The sequence below is a fragment of the Wenzhouxiangella indolica genome, from assembly GCF_042310355.1.
Lineage (GTDB): Bacteria > Pseudomonadota > Gammaproteobacteria > Xanthomonadales > Wenzhouxiangellaceae > Wenzhouxiangella.
Map to the genome: position 1 here is coordinate 79,843 of NZ_JBHJMR010000007.1, position 16,307 is coordinate 96,149.

Below are 16,307 nucleotides of genomic sequence, written 5' to 3' on the forward strand. Positions count from 1 at the left end.
ATTAGTTGGAACGCATCTGTGCCTGGATACTGTCGTAATCGATCGGCTCAGACCACTCTACGTCAAAGCGACCAAGCAGCTTTGCAACAGCGCCTTCAGCGATCTGGCTCTCTTCTCTCTGAACTTCTTTCCGCAAACGCTCAAGCAAAGCCCTCTCGTGGCGTTGCCTCGCCAGCCTGATTGCCCTTGGTCGAGCTTCTTCCCAGCTCATAGCTTCCGGAACATTAAGTGACTGAAGGCGAACGACATGCCACCCGTACTGACTCCTGACGGGCGCAATCAGCTGGCCTTCCTCGGCACCAGCGAGAACAGCGCGGACGGGGCTGACGAGCTCTGACGGGCTTACGTTGTTCAAAACTACATCTTGCGCTCTTTCGTTGTCACCTTCCAAGCCTTCGGCAACTTCCTCAAAATCAGCTCCTGTAGCCAGGCGTTCGTAAACATCCAGCGCTTCCTTCATCTTGTCGGGGGAGTTTCGATCACCCGCTTCTTCAATCAGGATGTGGTGAAGATTGTACGTTTCTTGTGCCTTGAACTGCTCGGGATCCTTGAGGTAAAGCTCCCTTGCGGCATCTGCATAGTCTTCCAACCGATTGCTGGCCAGGTACTGATCACGATAGATCGAAGCCAGCTCTCGGGCAACAGTCATATGAAGACCTGCCGTAACATTAGAGTCTTCGGTCACGTCGGCATCTTTCGCTCTTTCGGCCATTGCGTACGTCGACAATAGGGTTTCGAGCATCTCGGCAACTCGGGCCGGACTCTCGAGGAAGACCTGAAGCTGCTCTTCCGGCACACGAGCTGCAAGAAAGGCGTCAACATCAGCGTGTGTAACCACGGCACCTTCACGTTGCACGAATATCTCCGACCGAAAGTCCAGACATTGGGATCGCTCGACGGTTTCGGCTACAACGGACTGAGCAACCAGGACGAGGCCAATGGTGAACACCAGAAACTTGAGCTCTCTTGCCATTTCGTTAAATCCTTGAATTCTGATTCTTTACTGCGCTAAAAAATTTACTGCCACGCTGTGACCCTGCCGCAGACATCTTCTTCACAGTTTGGATGCGGCTCAATCATTTCCGGATCAGTGCCCTCTGGAGAAGTGGTCGGTATGATATTCAAATAGTAGGTTTTGCCAGACTCAAGCACACAGGTCTCGCCAGAGGTCGCGCCCCCCCAGTTCAAGGATTGCGAGAACGTGGACACCGAACCATAGCAACCGGTGTCCTGCATAACTTCCGCCTCGTGGAAATCACCGGGGCAGCTGGAAATCGTCACCAGCGCACGGGCCGAGGCTGCAAAGGGATCGGAGGAAGAAGCTTGCAGACGGCCATTGTCGTTGGAACTCATACCACTGGTATTGAGTTCAATTGCCAGATACTGCTCGGCGTCAGGTCGCCCGGCATATGCCAGTCGGTGCGAGTTTCCGGTTTCTTCATAGAACGGGACATTGGAGATACCGCCATCCCAGATTGTGCAGTCATTCGATTTCCATCCATCCTGCCAGTAGCAGGCACTCGTTCCCGCCTCGCCCATACGAGCCCATCCGGAGGGCGGCTGCCGATCGGCGCATTGGGTGGACGAAGCAATCGTGGCGCTGACTGATTCCCAGGGTGAATCGCCGGCGGAGTTAGAGCAACGCAGTGCGAACGTGTAGCTGCCAACACCAAGGTCAGAAAGCACGATTTCCTGATTCTCGCCGATTCCGACGGACCCGTCCCATTCACCAATCTCCGGTGTACTTTCAGCTTCGCAGTCGGTTGCATCCGCTGAACTGCTCCACGTCAACTTGATCTCGCCCGGGGCAACAGGCTCAAGAACTTCGCGCGCAATCTCCGGTGATTCCGGAGGATTCTCGGGAAGGGACTCCTCCACGTTCAGGGTTGCGTCGGTAGGATGCGTCGCACCGGATGAATCGGTGCATTCCAGGTTGATCGTGTAAGAGCCGCTGTCAGCAGACTCAGGCACAGCAATGGTAATCGGGCCCTGGAGGCCCACATTTGGCACCGTCCAACCTGACGGCGCGTTGATGTCGCAAGTATCCGCACCCGTGGATGCCCATACGGCATAGAAACTATCTCCAGGCGACACAACAGGCGGCTGGAGTAAAAGGGAGCTCAATCCAAAGCCACCGAGACAGGCAAGGTTATCAACCTCGATCTGGAGATCCCCTGCGGAATCGATCAATGCAGTGCCCTCGAGATTGCAATCGAACTCCTGCCCGTTCACGAACAGCTTCTTGCCTTCGGCGGCGGCCGGGCTCGAGATGGTGAGGACAAAAGCGATCAACAGTAGCGGGACGATGGAAAGCGAGTTTTTCATATGTGTTTCCGTCAGATCATCTGGTGGACGCAGGATAGCCGCCCGGTTGCTAGTAGAGCCTGAAGACAAGGTAAAAGTTCCGTTCAATCAAAAAAAACAGGGGCCACCCGGTGGATGACCCCTGCATATTGGTTGCAGCCCTTTCGGACCGATAACCAACTAGCTCTTACTCGGCAACAAACGAGCGCGAACCGCGGTGGTTGAAGGCACCACCGTAGTTGGCGAGCACGCTACCGCCCTCGAGCTGACCGTTGGTGTAGGTCGTGGCCTGGAAACCAACGACGGGCAGACCTTCGACGACTGTTCCGTCATCTGCAGGAACGCTCTGGCGTCGCGGGCCAAAGTCGCCAAACGTGGGCGAGTCAGCCGGAACCTCAGCCAGGTCAAACAGCACCCAGCCAGCATCATACGGCAGCTCGAAGTTGGTGTAACCCAGGCGCTCGTACTGACCTTCACGTGCCGTCTCCTTCAGGATCTCGGTCGTGTCGGGCGTATCTTCGCCACCGCTGGAGAAGCGAATCACGTTGGCTTCCTTGCACAGCTGGAACTGCGGCGTTTCTTCCTGCGGCGGGCGCGGCGAAACGATCGGCGGACCCGTTTCCGGACTGGGCTCACGCTCTTCGCGATCCCAGAAGCTGTACTCCATGTCCTCGCAGGGCAGGTTCAGGGAACCGTCGCCGTTGATGTGCCAGGTACGCGTGAACGGCGGAATCGGGTTATTGGCGGTAGCGTCGCCAATTTCCGGGTCCACGTGGAAGCGCTTGGTCGGCAGGGTCAGCACCCACTCGGTCTGAGCGAAGGTATCGGCCTGCGTGACGTACTCGTTCATCAGGCGGTCCAGCGTCAGGGCCGAGTTGACTGCGAGAAGAGGCGCCGGCCACGTGTGCTGTTCAAGAGCACCGTTGTCGAACACGAAGCTTTCGGAATTGGAACCATCCGACAAGTCCGGCAGCACTGAGTCCGGCTCACTGTGGTTCATGTCTCCGGCAGCCCAGAAGCCATCGATGGCAGTCGCGTTATAGGACAGCAAGGTGCCCTCTGCAACGTTGATGATGTTGGCAGAGCCGAACAGTCCACCGCTGGCGCCAAGCTCGGTGTCGAAGCCGAAGGTCGAATCGCCGGCATCTTCCCAGAACAGTCCTGCACCTTCAGTCCATTCCGCTTCCAGACGGGCACAATCGCGCGGAACGCCGTCGACGTGCTTGGCAGACCACGGGATGATGCCCGGATCGCCAGCACCCGGCTCACCACCAGGCTGAGCGACCATGGTACCCATCTCGATCACTTCGATGTAGCCCGAAGCGGTACGCTCGCGGCCCTGGGGACCACCGTCGCCGGCATAACCGAACTGCAGGAACTCTTGCTCGCCGCCGAAGTTCGGCACGTAGCAGGTGTTGTCGCCGGTCGTCAGCTTGCCGCCTTCACCTTCGGCGGTGACTGCACCGGTCCACACGTCATAGGGGGACATGTAGATGTTGAAGTCAAGTACTTCGCGCGAGTTCAGGGCTTCGATAAAGCGGATCTTGACAGCTTTGCCGCGCTCGGTCGTGTTGACGATCGAGATGACGGTATCGTTGCCGCCTCGGGCGGTGTAGTACGGATACAGCAGAACCTGACCGAGACCTTCGGGGTTGACGTTGACAGCGCTAGCGACGCTGACCATGCCCGCCATACCCGTCAGACCAGCCAGAACAGCCGTCGTCAAGGTGTTTCTTTTCATTACAACACTCCTAAAGTTGTTGGACACAGGGCTCTGTGCAAACACAGCAGGACAAGAACGGTTCTTACCGAACCTGTCCTAGCGTGTGCCATTCTATGCTAATTGATATCGAAATGTAAAGCAATCACTGGGCCGAGTACCACCACTGGCCGTCCATGAACAGCCACTCCTCGCGCAAATCGCGGGTGACCTCGACACTCTGGAGCTCCTTCGGCCCACCCGATGGCTGATAGGTCACTTCGGTCAGGACCTCGCATTTCGAGTCTTCTTCCTGGCATTCGACAGAAATCACGCTGGCGGCGTTCCACTGGACCGGGCGAGCGCCCATGTCCGCCTCGAAATCGTCGCGGGGGGCCATTTGCCGGAACCCGGGCGTGTAGTAGTCCCAGGCGGTCGCGAACTCCTCGTCGACGAGGGCATCCCAGCGCGCCTGGGCCCGCTCTTTCACCACTTCGGGCGCGGGGCGCTGCTCGGCCTCCTGCTGGCAACCGGCGAGAACCATCGCCGAAAGCAGGATGGCGGAAATCGTTGCTGCTCTGATGTCACTCAAGTCTAATATCCTTTAACTTGTTGAAAATAAACCAAAAACTTAAAGTCCGCCTTCACGAAGCGGCTTGAGAGCCTCGAACTGGCTGCGGACATCGTCGGATACCCGCCTGAGCTGCTCGGTGGTCTCGACGACCGTCGGCGTGATAAGAACCAGCGTTTCGGTACGAACGCTGTCGCGGCTGGTGCTTCGAAACAAGCCGCCGAGGAAGGGGATCCGCTGCAGCCCGGGGACACCGTTCCGTGTATTGCCGGTTTCCTCCCGGATCATTCCACCGAGCATGATGGTCTGCCCGGACTGGATCGCCACCTCGGTCTGGAGCGTCCTGGTATTGACCGGGGGATTGGTGTTGCTTCCCTCGGTGGGACGTTCGCCCGGCGAGGAGACTTCCTGGCGCAGCTTCAGGTAGACGAGGCCGCCCGGATTGACTCGCGGGGTCACTTCCAGAATCGTACCGGTATTGATGTACTGGACACTCCCGAAGCGACCGCCGTCGCTGCCGCTGCCGCCGATGAAACTGGTGGACTGCACCGGCACCTGCTCGCCCACGTTGATACTGGCTTCCGAGTTGTTGCGGACCACCAGGCTGGGTGACGAAATGGTGCGCACATCCGATACCGTCTCCAGCGCATCGATGGTGGCGGCCACGAAGGTCCGGTCCACACCGCGGCGCGTGATGGTGCCCAGCACGTCGGACCCGCTGATCTGCAGGGAGTTCTCATCGCGTGAACCCGCGAAACCGTCGGGCAGCGATGCGCCGCCCTCGTCGGGATGCTGGTTGGACAGGAACCAGTTGACGCCGTAGCGCAGCCGGTCATTGAGCTCGACGATGAGCACCTGCGCCTCGATCAGGACCTGCAGCGGCTCTTCGTCGAGCCGCTCGATCGCCGACAGGATGCCGTCGTACTCGCTCGGCGAGGCCTGGATGAGCAGGGAATTGGTTTCCATCACCGCGGTCACCCGCACGCCGCCGTCTTCGCCCAGTTCCATGCCGCCGGCGGTATTCCGGTTGCGGTTGTCGTTGCCGGACTGGCTCTCGTTGTTGTCGCGCCCGCGCGACTGCTGAAAGTCGCTCACGCTGCTCGCCGAAGCGCGCTCGAGGCCCGGCGCCAGGGAGCTGCCCGACTCCCGCGAACGGCCGCTTCGACCACCACCGGTGCCGAACAGGTCACCCAGGTAGCCGGCCAGCACGTCGGCCTCGAGGTTCTTGACGCGGTAGACGTAGAGCCGGGCGCCGCCCTGGGCGCTGGAGCGGTCGAGCCGCTTGATCCACTTCTCGGCTTCGTCCAGGTAGTGCTCGTTGGGCGTGATGACCATGATGGCGTTCAGCCGCTCCAGCGGCATGAAACGGAACATGCCGGCCAGCGGCGTCTCGCCCTCCTCGCCGAAGACCGCCTCGAGCTCGGGCAACAGGTCGTCGATCTCGGTGCGCTCGAGGTTGAAAATGCCCACCGACATGCCCTCGAGCCAGTCGACGTCGAAGGTCTCGATGATCTGCAGGTAGTTGCTCAACTCGAACTTCGTACCGGCCAGGAAAAGCAGGTTGCGCGCGTTGTCGGCGTTGAAGACCGCATCCTCCTTGACCCAGGGCTCGAGCAGTTCGGCCATCTTGCCGGCGGAGACGAACTCCAGCGGCACGGCCAGCACCTCGTAGCCGCGGGCATTGCTGGCCGAGTCGGTGCGCGGGACCAGGTTGCCGGCCACCGCGTCGGACACGGGCACGACGTGATAGCGGCCCTCGCGCCAGATCAGGGTCGCGCCGTTCCAGCGCAGCAGCATCTCGAGCACGGACATGACCTGGTCGCGCTTGATCGGCTTGGCGGTCGAGAAGGTGACTTCGCCGCTCACGCCCGGCGCGATGACGTAGTTTTCCTCGAACATGTGGCCCAGGATGGCCTGCACCACTTCCTGGATGCCCTGGCCTTCGAAATTGAGGGTGATGTCGCCGTCGTCGCTGGGTGCTTCGGCGCGCGGCCTGGAAGCGCTATCGTCGATGAAGACACCGGTTCCGGGGTAGATCTCGGTTTCCTCGAAGTCCGCGTCGGCGTCACCGTCGTCTTCACCGCTACCGAGGCGAATGCCTTCGCGATCGGCCTCGCGGGTCGCGGTGCTGACGGCGCTCTGGCCCGGCCGCAGGCGCGTGTCGCCCTGTTCCTCGGCATTCTCGCTCGTCGATGCACAGCCGGCCAGCGCCAGGCTGAGCAGGGTCAGCAGGGCGAACACGGTGCGGGAACGGATGGTGCTCGGTCGATTCAATTCAGCCATTGTTATCCTGTTCTTGCTGTCTTTGTTGCGCACGCCGCTCGGCCTCGGCCCTCAACTCGGCCCGGCGCTCGGCGACGCGGCGTCGGATTTCCTCGGCCCGGGCCCGCGCTTCGTCGCTGGCCTGGCGCTCGTCGGCAGGCTGGTCGGGCTGCCCGGCTTCCTGCTGTTGCTGTTGCTGTTGCTGGGAATCTTCGTCGCTCGAGCTCGATGCCGACGGCGGAACGGTGAGGCCGCTGGTGTTGACCCGCAGCTCCAGATCGGTCTTGCGGCCGTCGACCGAGACGAAGCTGACCTGCCGGGGCTCGATGGCCTCCAGCTTCCAGGCCGCCTGCTCGCCTTCCAGGCTCATGCCCTCACGCAGCACGAAGGTCTTGCCGGCCTGCTCGTCGGAGACCATGGCCAGCTTCAGCTCCGGCGTGATAACGATGCCGGCCACTGCGGCCTCGAGATCCTTGACCTCTTCGACCTCTTCTTCCTCGTCCTCGAGCGCCATTTGCTCTTCGTCGCCCGGGGCCTCGACCACCGGCAGCTGGCGGTCGGAGAAGAAGACCGGCCGCTCGACAATGGCCGAGTACGACGAAAACTCCTCCAGCCCGGTCTGCGGCACGTCCACCTGCACTTCGGCCGCCTCGGTATCACCCCGGGGCGGAATCGAGTCCACGTCCGGACGCCCCATCAGCAGCGCCACCACGCCGCCGGCCAGCACCAGGGCGCCAATGCCGACGGCCAGCAGGGAAGTGAGGAGATTGCGCTGGAAATCCAACACGCTCAGCCTTCCGCCTGCTGGGAGAGGAAACCGTAGATGTCGAAACGCACATCCAGCTGGCCGTATCCCGAGCTGCCGCGCCGGTCCGCCCGATCCGCGGCGATACGCTGGTTGATGATCAGGTTGTCGACAAAGATCAGCGGCACGTTATCTTCCAATTGGTAGAGGATCCGCGTGAAGTCGGGCAGCGGACAGTTCATGCGCACATTGACCGTCACCTGCTCGAATCGTTCAGGCTCGTCGTCGGGCCGGTTGGTCGTCGACACGATGCGGCACAGCTCGGCATCGTCGGCCTCGCGCTGAATGATATCCCGAAGTCGGCGCGTCAGCCCGGCCGCCGCCACGTTGAAGCTGGGCTCGGGCAGGAACAGCGCGTTGTCGAGCCGGTCGGCCTGGAGCCTGTCGAGCTGGGTCTCTAGCTGGGGACGGCGGGCGGAGGCGGCCTTGAAGCGCGCCGCGCGTTCCTCGAGCGAGTCGACCTGCCCGGCCAGCTCGACGTGACGCATCACGAACCAGTGAAAACCGATGAAGTAGACCAGCACCAGCACGATGACCAGCAGGCCGACGGCCAGCGGTCGATTATTCTCCAGATCCGGCAGCAGTTGCACGCGCCCCTCCTTTGGTTTCGATGCGGGCCTGGGCGTTGAAGCGCTCTTTGCCGCTGCCGGGATCGATGCTGACCGAACCGCGGAACTCCGCGTCGGACAGCAGTTCGGAATCGTTGATCAGCTCGATCAGGCGCTGCGACTGGTCGGCCTGCCCCTGGAGCATCAGCTCGGTGCCCTGCATGCGCAGCTGCGTCAGCCAGATGTCGTCGGGCATGATGCGAGTGATCTCGTCGAGCACTTCCACGCTCACCGGCTGGCGACGACGGCGCTCGGCCAGGAAATTGGCCGCCGCCAGGGCGTCCTGCAGCTCGTTCTGCAGGGCGAGCACTTCATCGGCATCCTGGCGCAGGGCTTCGACCTCGCGATCGAGACGCTCGACGGAGCGTTGATGCAGGAACAGCGACTCGGTCATGACAATCGCCAGCACCAGCACCAGGCCACCGACCAACAGCCAGTTGATCCGGGCACGCCGGTAGACGTGGCGGGGCCGCTCATGCAGCGGCAACATGTTGAACCCCTCACCCTCGGGGTTCTCGACATCGCCGCCGAGACAATCGATGGCATGGGGGCGAATCCCGATGGCGGCCAGACGCTCGCGCAGGGCGTCGACACGCGCGCGAGTGGCCAGCCTGAGGTCGACATTCAGGCGACCGTGCTGGGCATCGCGCTCGGCGATAGCGTAGTCGAAATAGACCTGGTCGGCGCTGAACGGGGTCAGCTGGTCGAGCTGATAACGCAGCGATTCCGACAGGTTCGCCTCGACCGCCAGCGGCAGCTCGACGGGACAACGCAGCGTGTCCTCGAGCGGAAGACACAGGCGCACCTCGGGCTGACCGTCTTCGAAACCGTCGACCAGCTCCTGCCAGCGATCGCGCAGCAGACCGGCATCCTCGCCCGCGCCAAAGGTATCGCGCTGTTCGGGCGCTTCACCGCCCTGCCAGACGGTGAATTTGCGACCCTCCGCCTCGGGCAGCAGCCACAGCACCGGGCGCGGCGGAATCATCCGTCGCCGCAGCCCCTGCGGGAAAAGCCCGGCCAGCTCGCCGCGCCACCACTTCAGGAATCCTGGAAGCGGGCCGGCGCGATAGCGGGCAACGAGGCTGCCCCAGTATTCGTTGATGGCACTTTGGTTCATCGATCCTCGACATTGTCACGCCAGCTCAGCACCCGAAAGGGACGGCCGCGCTGGTCGCCACCGAGTTCAATGGTGGCGCGTATTTCACTCCAGGTACCGGAATCCAGCGTCGCCCGCGAGCGAATGCTAAAGGTGCGGCCACCCCCTTGCAAGCTGACCATGGTTCCGTCGGGCAGAAAAAGGGCCTGCTGATCACGGGGATGGAACTGCTGCCGCTCATCCACGAAAGCCGCCGCGTCCTCGGCCGAGATCTCCGGGTTCGCCGCCAGCACGTCGGCGGAGGCGAACGCCGGGTTGATGCGTCCGCGGGAATGGACGGTCAGCATCGGCTCGAGCTCCTTGTACAGGTCCCAGTTCATGCCGATGACCTGCTGCAGCTCGTCGACCGATCCGAACGGCTCGTTGGCCGGCCCGTAAGGATACCCGGCAGCCTCGTACTCTTCCAGCTCGGCACCGTAGAGTCGGGGCAACTCGTCTTCGTCGCGCCAGTCCTCGATGGCATCGGCCAGGTGCCAGGCCTCGGTCTCATCCATGCCTCGTGAGATGAAAAGGTTGGACAGAAGTTCCGCGCCGCTGCTGTTGAGGTCGATCTTGCCCGACTCGTCGGTGATGCGAATCTCCACCTCTGCCGCCCCGAAATCGATCAGGTAGGGACGACCGTCCGGGACCCAGCGCGTCTCCTGATCGGTGTTGCGCATCTCGTAGGCGGCCCGGTGAACCCCGGCCTCGGCGGCGTAGCGCGCCCGGGTCGTGTCGAACAGGAAACGCGACTGCATGCTCTCGGTGCGCGCCAGCACGGCGTAGGTGCCCACCACGATAGTCAGCAGGACCAGGATCCACATCACGACGATGAGCGCGATGCCGCGCTGGCTGCTCGAAGCGGGCTTCATCGGTCGGAATCCCGCGGGCGATTTCTCTGCAGCATCATGTCCCGGGCGCTCCGCACGGTGCGGCCCCGGGACTGACTGGTATCGACCATCACCGGTGCGATCAGGTCCGGCCAGGCCAGGCCGCGATCGGAATCCATATCGAGCATCACCCCGACGGCCAGGGGCAGGCGCTCGGGCTCCTCCCAGAAGTCGATCCAGAAAGTTTCGCCGGTTTCCTCGTCGTAGTCGAGGAAGATGAACTCGCCGCCGGCCAGCCCCTCCATCAGGACACGACCGTCGGAAACCTCGCGCAGCATGCCGGGTTCGTAACCGTTGAGCATGGCGTAGTAGTAGACCAGCTCCATGCCGTCCGAGCCGCGCTCGAGGCTCAGTTCCTGCACGTAGGGACCGCCGTAGCTCAGGTAGCCGGGCATGGGGGATACAAAACGCACGTGCTCGCCATCGCCCTGGAAGCGCACGATCTCGCCGTCCTCGAACTGCTCGATGATGAGCGCTCGCGACTGCATCAGCTGGCGCCGGACGAATTGCTGAACCACGCGCAGGCGATTGGTCTGCTCGATCACCTCCTCGCCGGAGGTGGTCGCGCGCACGCTGGCGCGAAAGCCGCCGTAGGCCATGGCCATGATGATCGACACCAGCGCGATGGCCAACAACACCTCGATCAGGGTGAAGCCGCCCTGGCGGCCGAACCGTCGGCGCGTTCCGGAGCCCGATCCGCGACGGCCCGAAGTCGCGCGCAACAGCCGCTCACGACGACCGCCGACCGGGGGTGGCACACGCGGACTCATGGTCGCATCCCGTCGCCCATCTGCATCTGGCGCTCCTCCCAGTTGATATCGACCGAACGCAGGGTCTCGAACACGGCCTCGCGCCGGCCCTCGCCCCACTCGACGACCAGGCGAACGTGGTAGAGGGCGATCGGCAGCTCGTCCTGCGCGTCGAGGCCGCGCTCGTCGACCACCTCGGTTTCGTTGATCTCCAGCGTCCAGTCGTAGGAATCGCTGAAGCTGCCCTGGGTCACGCCCGGCTCGATCATCTGTTCGAGCCCGAGCCCGTCGAGCTTCGACTGCGCCCAGAGCGCGGCCTGGGTGTACTCGCCCGATAGCCGCGTATTGCCGACCGAGGTGGAAAGAATCTGCAGGGTCACCCCGAACAGCAGCGCAAAGACCATGAACGCGGCCATGATCTCGATCAGGGTAAAGCCGCCTTCGCGGCCACGCGGCGGCGCGGATTGCCTGCCCCGATTACACATCGTCGGAAGCCTGCTTGAGGCTGACCTCGCCGGTAAGCCAGGACACCTCGACCGTCCAGGTTCGCTCGCCGGCCAGCAGCTCCACGCTGCCACCGGTGGAGGCGCCGTCCGGATAGAAGCGGATGCCGCCGGCGTTCTCGCCGGTCAGCTCCGAGCGTGCAGTTTCGATGGTGATATCAAGTCCTTCGGGGAGTTCGACGGCGTCGCGGCCAGCCGCGGTCCAGCTCCTGGCGTCGGCATCGACGTGGAATACCTGCTGCTGGCGCTGGATGATGGCCTGGCCACGGGTATGGCGAATGCCGGCCACGATGTCGCGCGAGGCGTTGCGAATCTCCGCCCCGCGAACCGAGCGACTGACCGACACGCCGACGACCGCGAACAGCATCGAAACGATCAGCATGACGACCATCAGCTCGATCAGGCTGAAACCGCCGGAACGAGAGCGTGCGGGCGATCTTCGCAAGCGCCCGCAATCAGTTTCAGAGCGGCGCCGGCCACCACTGCGCCAAGGACGCCCGCCCCTGAAACCTGAAACCTGAAACCTGAAACCTGGGTTCAACTCAATCCCAATTGGTGATGTCGGCGTTGGCACCTTCACCGCCGGGCGAGCCGTCGGCGCCGTGCGACCACACGTCGTAGGAACGATGCTGACCGGGATAGCGGTACTGGTATTCGTTGTCCCACGGATCGGTCAGGTTGGACTCGTTGACGTAGGGACCGTTCCAGTTGCTGGCATTGCCCGGCTTGCTGACCAGCTGGCGCAACTCCTCGGGCGGACGACCGTTGTCCAGGTAATACTCGTCGACCGCCATGGAAAGGCGCTGGACCTCGGCGTCGGCCGCCTTGAGCTTGGCGTCTTCACCGCGCTGAAGGACGTTCGGAACCACCAGGCCGGCAATCAGCCCCAGAATCATCAGTACCACCAGCAACTCGATCAGGGAGAAGCCTTTACTGCTACCCATCTTGTTGATCATTTCCTTTCCTCCGACCCGATCGGGCCCTGTTTGTCTTGAATTGATGCTTCGGCCCTCAGGCCACCATTTCATTGATGCCGAGGATGGCAACGAGCACGGACATGACGATCACACCGATCAGCACCGCCAGTCCCAGCGTGAGCGCGGGAACCAGCAGCGCCATCAGCCGATCGATGGTCGTTCGCACTTCGCGATCGTAGGTATCGGCCACCTTCAGCAGCATCTCGTCGAGCTTGCCGGTTTCCTCGCCCACGTTGACCATCTGCAGCGCCAGGCGCGGAAAATTGTCGTTGGCTGCAAGCGCCCGGGCCATGGGTGTGCCGGTCTTGACCTGCTTGGCCGCCTCGGCCACATCGTCGCCGAGCACCGTATTACTCATGACATTCTTTGCGATCGAAAGTGCCGAAAGCAGCGGCACGCCGTTGACCAGCAGGGTGCCGGACGTACGGGCCAGGCGCGCGGTTTCCATCTTGGCGATTACGTCGCCGATGCCCTTCATGTGCAGGAAGCGGGCGTCCCAGCGCCGACGCGATGCCGGCCGCCTGAGCTGGCTACGAAACCACAGCAGGGCGATCACGAACGCGGCAATCATCGCCCACCAGTAGTTCTGGAGCGCGTTGCCGACCGCCAGCACGACCTGGGTCAGCAGGGGCAGCTCGGCGCCGAACTCTTCGAACATGGGCGTGAACTGGGGGATGACGTAGCCCATCAGCAGGATCAGCGAGGCGATCGCCAGCACCACCAGCAGGGCCGGGTAGATCATCGCCGAGACGACCGAGTCCTTGAGCTCCTTGGATCGCTCCAGGTACTCGGCCATGCGCGAGAGCGTCTGGTCGAGCGAGCCGCCAATCTCGCCGGCCCGCACCATGTTGATGTAAAAGCGCGAGAAAACGCCGTGACGCTCTTCCAGCGCCTCCGACAGCGAACCACCCTCGCGTACGCGGTTGCGAATCTTCTCGACGGTGTCCTGCACCCGCTCGTTCTCGGCCAGCTCGGCCAGGATGCCGAGCGAGCGGTCCAGCGGCAGGCCCGCACTGAGCAGGGTAGCCAGCTGCTGGGTGAGGTCACCGACCTCGCCCTGCTTGAGGCCGCGCCGGCCACGCAACAGGGTCGAGAGCCGGAAGCCGGAGCCGACCTCGCGGGCCGAAACCGGGATATTGCCCGACTCCTGCAGGTGGGCGATCACCAGGTCCTTGCTGGGGGCATCCATTTCGCCGGTCAGTGTTTCTCCGGCCGGCGAGACGGCTTTGTATTCGAAAAGAGGCAACTTAAACACCCTCCGGGTGAAATTCGAAATCCGAAATCCGAAATCCGAAACGCGGCTCCGGGCACTTGCCCGACCTTGTTTCGGATTTGGTGCTTCGGATTTCGTGCTTGCTCTTTCTCATTAGGCTTCCTGCGTCACACGAAGCACTTCCTCGGCCGAGGTCAGTCCCTGCAGGGCCTTGGTCAGACCATCCTCGTACATGGTGCGCATGCCTTCGGCGCGCGCCTGCCTTTCGATCTCGGTCGAAATGGCGTGCTTCATGACCATGCGACGAATTTCCTCCGACAGCACCAGCAGTTCATGAATACCGGTTCTTCCGCGATAGCCGGTCGGACTGGCCTCGGAGCTGCCCGGACGATACAGCCTGATCGGGCGCTCGTCGGTGAGTTTCTCCAGGCCCAGCTCTTCGACCATCTCCGGAAGCACTTCGTAGGCTTCCATCGTTGCCGGATCCAGGCGGCGTACCAGGCGCTGGGCCATGATGGCGTTGACCGTCGAGGTCAGAAGGTAGTCTTCCACGCCCATGTCGATCATTCGCGTCACGCCACCGGCAGCATCGTTGGTATGCAGGGTCGACAGCACCAGGTGACCGGTCAGCGCCGACTGGATGGCGATCTTCGCCGTCTCCAGGTCGCGCATCTCCCCGATCATGATGACGTCCGGGTCCTGGCGCACGATCGAGCGCAGGGCGCGGGCAAAGTCGAGCCCGATGGATGACTTGGCCTGGATCTGGTTGACGCCCTCGAGCTGGTACTCGACCGGATCCTCGACCGTGATGATCTTGCGCTCGGGCGTGTTGAGGCGGCTGAGCGCGGTGTAGAGCGTGGTGGTCTTGCCCGAGCCGGTCGGGCCGGTGACCAGGATGATGCCGTGCGGCACTTCCAGCTCGCGGATGAACCTCTCCTGGACGTCGTCGGCAAAGCCGAGGCTGGCGAAATCCAGCACCACCGCTTCGCGGTCGAGGATACGCATGACCACCGACTCGCCGTGCGCGGTCGGCACGGTCGACACACGCAGGTCGAGTTCCTTGCCGCCGACGCGATGCATGATGCGGCCGTCCTGGGGCAGGCGACGCTCGGCAATATTGAGCCGCGCCATGATCTTCACGCGCGAGATGACCGCCGCGGTCGAACGCGCCGGCGGCGCCTCGACTTCCTGCAGGACGCCATCGATCCGGTAGCGAACCTTGAGGCGGTTCTCGAAGGGTTCGATGTGGATGTCCGAGGCACGCGACTCGACCGCGCGCTGGAGCAGGAGGTTGACCAGGCGAATGACCGGCGCCTCGGAGGCCAGGTCGCGCAGGTGCTCGACATCCTCCTCGTCCTCGCCCGAGTCGCCCTCGCCACCGAGATGCTCGGCGATCTGGCCCATGGCGGACTTGCCGCCGCCGAAGTAGCGCTCGATCGTGTTGTCGATCTCGGAGGTCACGCCCACCCGCGGCCTGACTTCACGCCCGGTGGCCATGGCCAGGGCGCGCAGGGCAAACTCGTCGCATGGGTCGGCCATGACGACCTCGAGCACCTCGTCGTCGATACGCACCGGCACCAGGTGCTGCTGCTTCATGTAGCGCACCGAAATGGCGTCGATCTGCGGTGCCGTCTCCGGGTAGTCCTTCTCGGTGACCATCGGAATCTCGAGCAGCTCGGACTGGGCCCGCGCCAGATCGCGCTCGGAAACCAGGCCCAGGCGCACCAGCAGGGTCAGCAGGTTGCCGCCGTGTTGCTCGCGGTAGGCCTTGGCGCGCTGCAGGTCTTCCTCGCGCAGACGCTCCTGCTCGATCATCAGCTGGCAAAGATCGGCGGCACGGTCCTCGAGGTGTTCGCCGATGCTCGGCAGCAGCTCGGTCTCGTCGGTGGCAGTCAGTGCTTCAGTTTCCATAGTCACGCTTCAAACAGACAGTCCCCGTTGGCATCGGTTCAGCTGCGCCGGTTCTCGACCAGCAACTCGATGAAGGGACGATTCATGAGAATCCAGGCGGCGATCGGAATCACCCCCGGGAACATCAGGTAGCCCAGCTGGTAGCACAGGGCAATGGCCGTGGCCGAGAGGTTGGTCGACTGGACCGCCGCCGCGGCCTGCGGGCCCATCAGGAAGGCCATGTCGCGCCAGATCTCCCAGAACACGCCCCAGGTGGTAACCAGGGTGACCACGACGAAGCCGATAAGCAGCTGGACGATACGCCGCAGCCCGCGCGCCGGGGTCGCCATGATCAGGCCGAACAGCAGCGCCAGGCCCCAGGCATAGATCATCGGATTGATGTCGAGATTCAACGCCACCGACTGGCCGTCGACCTCCTGCGGCAGGACCACCGAGGTCTGAACCTCGAAGTGAAAGCCCAGCTGCACGACCTGCTCGAACAGGTCGGGGTAGAGGCCGGTGAGCAGCCACTCTACCAGCTGGGAGGTCGGAAACATCAGCCCGCTGGCCATGAAGAACCACAGGAAGAATCCCAGCGGCAGGTAGAGGGCGGCCAGGATGAACATCTCCTTGACCGGATTGGCGCCGGTTTCCTCTTCGGTCGTGGCGCGGTCGTCGTCTCGCTGCTCTTGTTCGCTCAT

General features: G+C 62.9%; 16 protein-coding genes. All 16 read right to left on the reverse strand.

The features are described 5' to 3' along the window. Position 1: 1 nt before the first annotated feature. The 16 genes from ACDC67_RS09605 to ACDC67_RS09680 all read right to left on the reverse strand — a co-directional run bounded on the left by ACDC67_RS09605 (position 2) and on the right by ACDC67_RS09680 (position 16,307). On the reverse strand, positions 2 to 973 hold the full coding sequence (locus ACDC67_RS09605) for a peptidylprolyl isomerase (RefSeq protein ID WP_376692642.1): 972 nt from the start codon (positions 971 to 973) through the stop codon (positions 2 to 4). A 44-nt stretch (positions 974 to 1,017) separates the two neighbouring features. Then, positions 1,018 to 2,325 (reverse strand): hypothetical protein, encoded by a 1,308-nt coding sequence (locus ACDC67_RS09610; RefSeq protein ID WP_376692644.1) that lies wholly within the window; start codon positions 2,323 to 2,325, stop codon positions 1,018 to 1,020. A 166-nt stretch (positions 2,326 to 2,491) separates the two neighbouring features. Next, a complete protein-coding gene (locus tag ACDC67_RS09615) occupies positions 2,492 to 4,045 on the reverse strand; it encodes a hypothetical protein (protein ID WP_376692646.1) in 1,554 nt (517 codons plus the stop codon). A 124-nt stretch (positions 4,046 to 4,169) separates the two neighbouring features. Then, positions 4,170 to 4,595 carry a hypothetical protein gene (locus ACDC67_RS09620; protein WP_376692648.1) on the reverse strand — a complete coding sequence of 142 codons (426 nt, stop codon included), beginning with the start codon at positions 4,593 to 4,595 and terminating at the stop codon, positions 4,170 to 4,172. 39 nt (positions 4,596 to 4,634) lie between these two features. Next, positions 4,635 to 6,857: a type II secretion system secretin GspD gene (gene gspD, locus ACDC67_RS09625; protein ID WP_376692649.1), complete on the reverse strand. Its 2,223-nt coding sequence runs from the start codon at positions 6,855 to 6,857 to the stop codon at positions 4,635 to 4,637. Beyond that, positions 6,850 to 7,623 carry a hypothetical protein gene (locus ACDC67_RS09630; RefSeq protein ID WP_376692651.1) on the reverse strand — a complete coding sequence of 258 codons (774 nt, stop codon included), beginning with the start codon at positions 7,621 to 7,623 and terminating at the stop codon, positions 6,850 to 6,852. The genes gspD and ACDC67_RS09630 overlap by 8 nt, the downstream gene beginning before the upstream one ends. Positions 7,624 to 7,625: 2 nt before the next feature. Beyond that, a complete protein-coding gene (gspM, locus tag ACDC67_RS09635; RefSeq protein WP_376692652.1) occupies positions 7,626 to 8,231 on the reverse strand; it encodes a type II secretion system protein GspM in 606 nt (201 codons plus the stop codon). After that, a complete protein-coding gene (locus ACDC67_RS09640; protein ID WP_376692654.1) occupies positions 8,203 to 9,366 on the reverse strand; it encodes a PilN domain-containing protein in 1,164 nt (387 codons plus the stop codon). The genes gspM and ACDC67_RS09640 overlap by 29 nt, the downstream gene beginning before the upstream one ends. Beyond that, complete coding sequence (locus tag ACDC67_RS09645; RefSeq protein WP_376692656.1) at positions 9,363 to 10,256, reverse strand: type II secretion system minor pseudopilin; 894 nt, start codon at positions 10,254 to 10,256, stop codon at positions 9,363 to 9,365. The genes ACDC67_RS09640 and ACDC67_RS09645 overlap by 4 nt, the downstream gene beginning before the upstream one ends. Beyond that, positions 10,253 to 11,044, reverse strand: coding sequence for a prepilin-type N-terminal cleavage/methylation domain-containing protein (locus ACDC67_RS09650; protein ID WP_376692658.1), 792 nt, complete (start codon positions 11,042 to 11,044; stop codon positions 10,253 to 10,255). Before ACDC67_RS09650 ends, ACDC67_RS09645 begins: the two co-directional genes overlap by 4 nt. Then, entirely contained in the window at positions 11,041 to 11,508 is a 468-nt protein-coding gene (locus ACDC67_RS09655) for a type IV pilus modification PilV family protein (protein ID WP_376692660.1), read from the reverse strand. Before ACDC67_RS09655 ends, ACDC67_RS09650 begins: the two co-directional genes overlap by 4 nt. Further along, on the reverse strand, positions 11,501 to 11,971 hold the full coding sequence (locus tag ACDC67_RS09660; RefSeq protein WP_376692662.1) for a GspH/FimT family pseudopilin: 471 nt from the start codon (positions 11,969 to 11,971) through the stop codon (positions 11,501 to 11,503). Before ACDC67_RS09660 ends, ACDC67_RS09655 begins: the two co-directional genes overlap by 8 nt. 97 nt (positions 11,972 to 12,068) lie before the next feature. Beyond that, complete coding sequence (gspG, locus tag ACDC67_RS09665) at positions 12,069 to 12,482, reverse strand: type II secretion system major pseudopilin GspG (RefSeq protein ID WP_376692664.1); 414 nt, start codon at positions 12,480 to 12,482, stop codon at positions 12,069 to 12,071. 55 nt (positions 12,483 to 12,537) lie between these two features. Beyond that, positions 12,538 to 13,749 (reverse strand): type II secretion system F family protein, encoded by a 1,212-nt coding sequence (locus ACDC67_RS09670; RefSeq protein WP_376692666.1) that lies wholly within the window; start codon positions 13,747 to 13,749, stop codon positions 12,538 to 12,540. Between the two features lie 120 nt (positions 13,750 to 13,869). Then, complete coding sequence (gene gspE / locus ACDC67_RS09675) at positions 13,870 to 15,627, reverse strand: type II secretion system ATPase GspE (protein ID WP_376692668.1); 1,758 nt, start codon at positions 15,625 to 15,627, stop codon at positions 13,870 to 13,872. Between the two features lie 38 nt (positions 15,628 to 15,665). Then, complete coding sequence (locus tag ACDC67_RS09680; protein WP_376692669.1) at positions 15,666 to 16,307, reverse strand: exosortase H-associated membrane protein; 642 nt, start codon at positions 16,305 to 16,307, stop codon at positions 15,666 to 15,668.

Coding starts and splice junctions, on each gene's coding strand:
- ACDC67_RS09615 (WP_376692646.1), bottom strand. CDS start 4,045: ATGAAAAGAAACACCTTGACGACGGCTGTTCTGGCTGGTCTGACGGGT.
- gspG (WP_376692664.1), bottom strand. CDS start 12,482: ATGATCAACAAGATGGGTAGCAGTAAAGGCTTCTCCCTGATCGAGTTG.
- ACDC67_RS09650 (WP_376692658.1), bottom strand. CDS start 11,044: ATGAGTCCGCGTGTGCCACCCCCGGTCGGCGGTCGTCGTGAGCGGCTG.
- gspE (WP_376692668.1), bottom strand. CDS start 15,627: ATGGAAACTGAAGCACTGACTGCCACCGACGAGACCGAGCTGCTGCCG.
- ACDC67_RS09640 (WP_376692654.1), bottom strand. CDS start 9,366: ATGAACCAAAGTGCCATCAACGAATACTGGGGCAGCCTCGTTGCCCGC.
- ACDC67_RS09605 (WP_376692642.1), bottom strand. CDS start 973: ATGGCAAGAGAGCTCAAGTTTCTGGTGTTCACCATTGGCCTCGTCCTG.
- ACDC67_RS09645 (WP_376692656.1), bottom strand. CDS start 10,256: ATGAAGCCCGCTTCGAGCAGCCAGCGCGGCATCGCGCTCATCGTCGTG.
- ACDC67_RS09610 (WP_376692644.1), bottom strand. CDS start 2,325: ATGAAAAACTCGCTTTCCATCGTCCCGCTACTGTTGATCGCTTTTGTC.
- ACDC67_RS09680 (WP_376692669.1), bottom strand. CDS start 16,307: ATGAGCGAACAAGAGCAGCGAGACGACGACCGCGCCACGACCGAAGAG.
- ACDC67_RS09655 (WP_376692660.1), bottom strand. CDS start 11,508: ATGTGTAATCGGGGCAGGCAATCCGCGCCGCCGCGTGGCCGCGAAGGC.
- gspD (WP_376692649.1), bottom strand. CDS start 6,857: ATGGCTGAATTGAATCGACCGAGCACCATCCGTTCCCGCACCGTGTTC.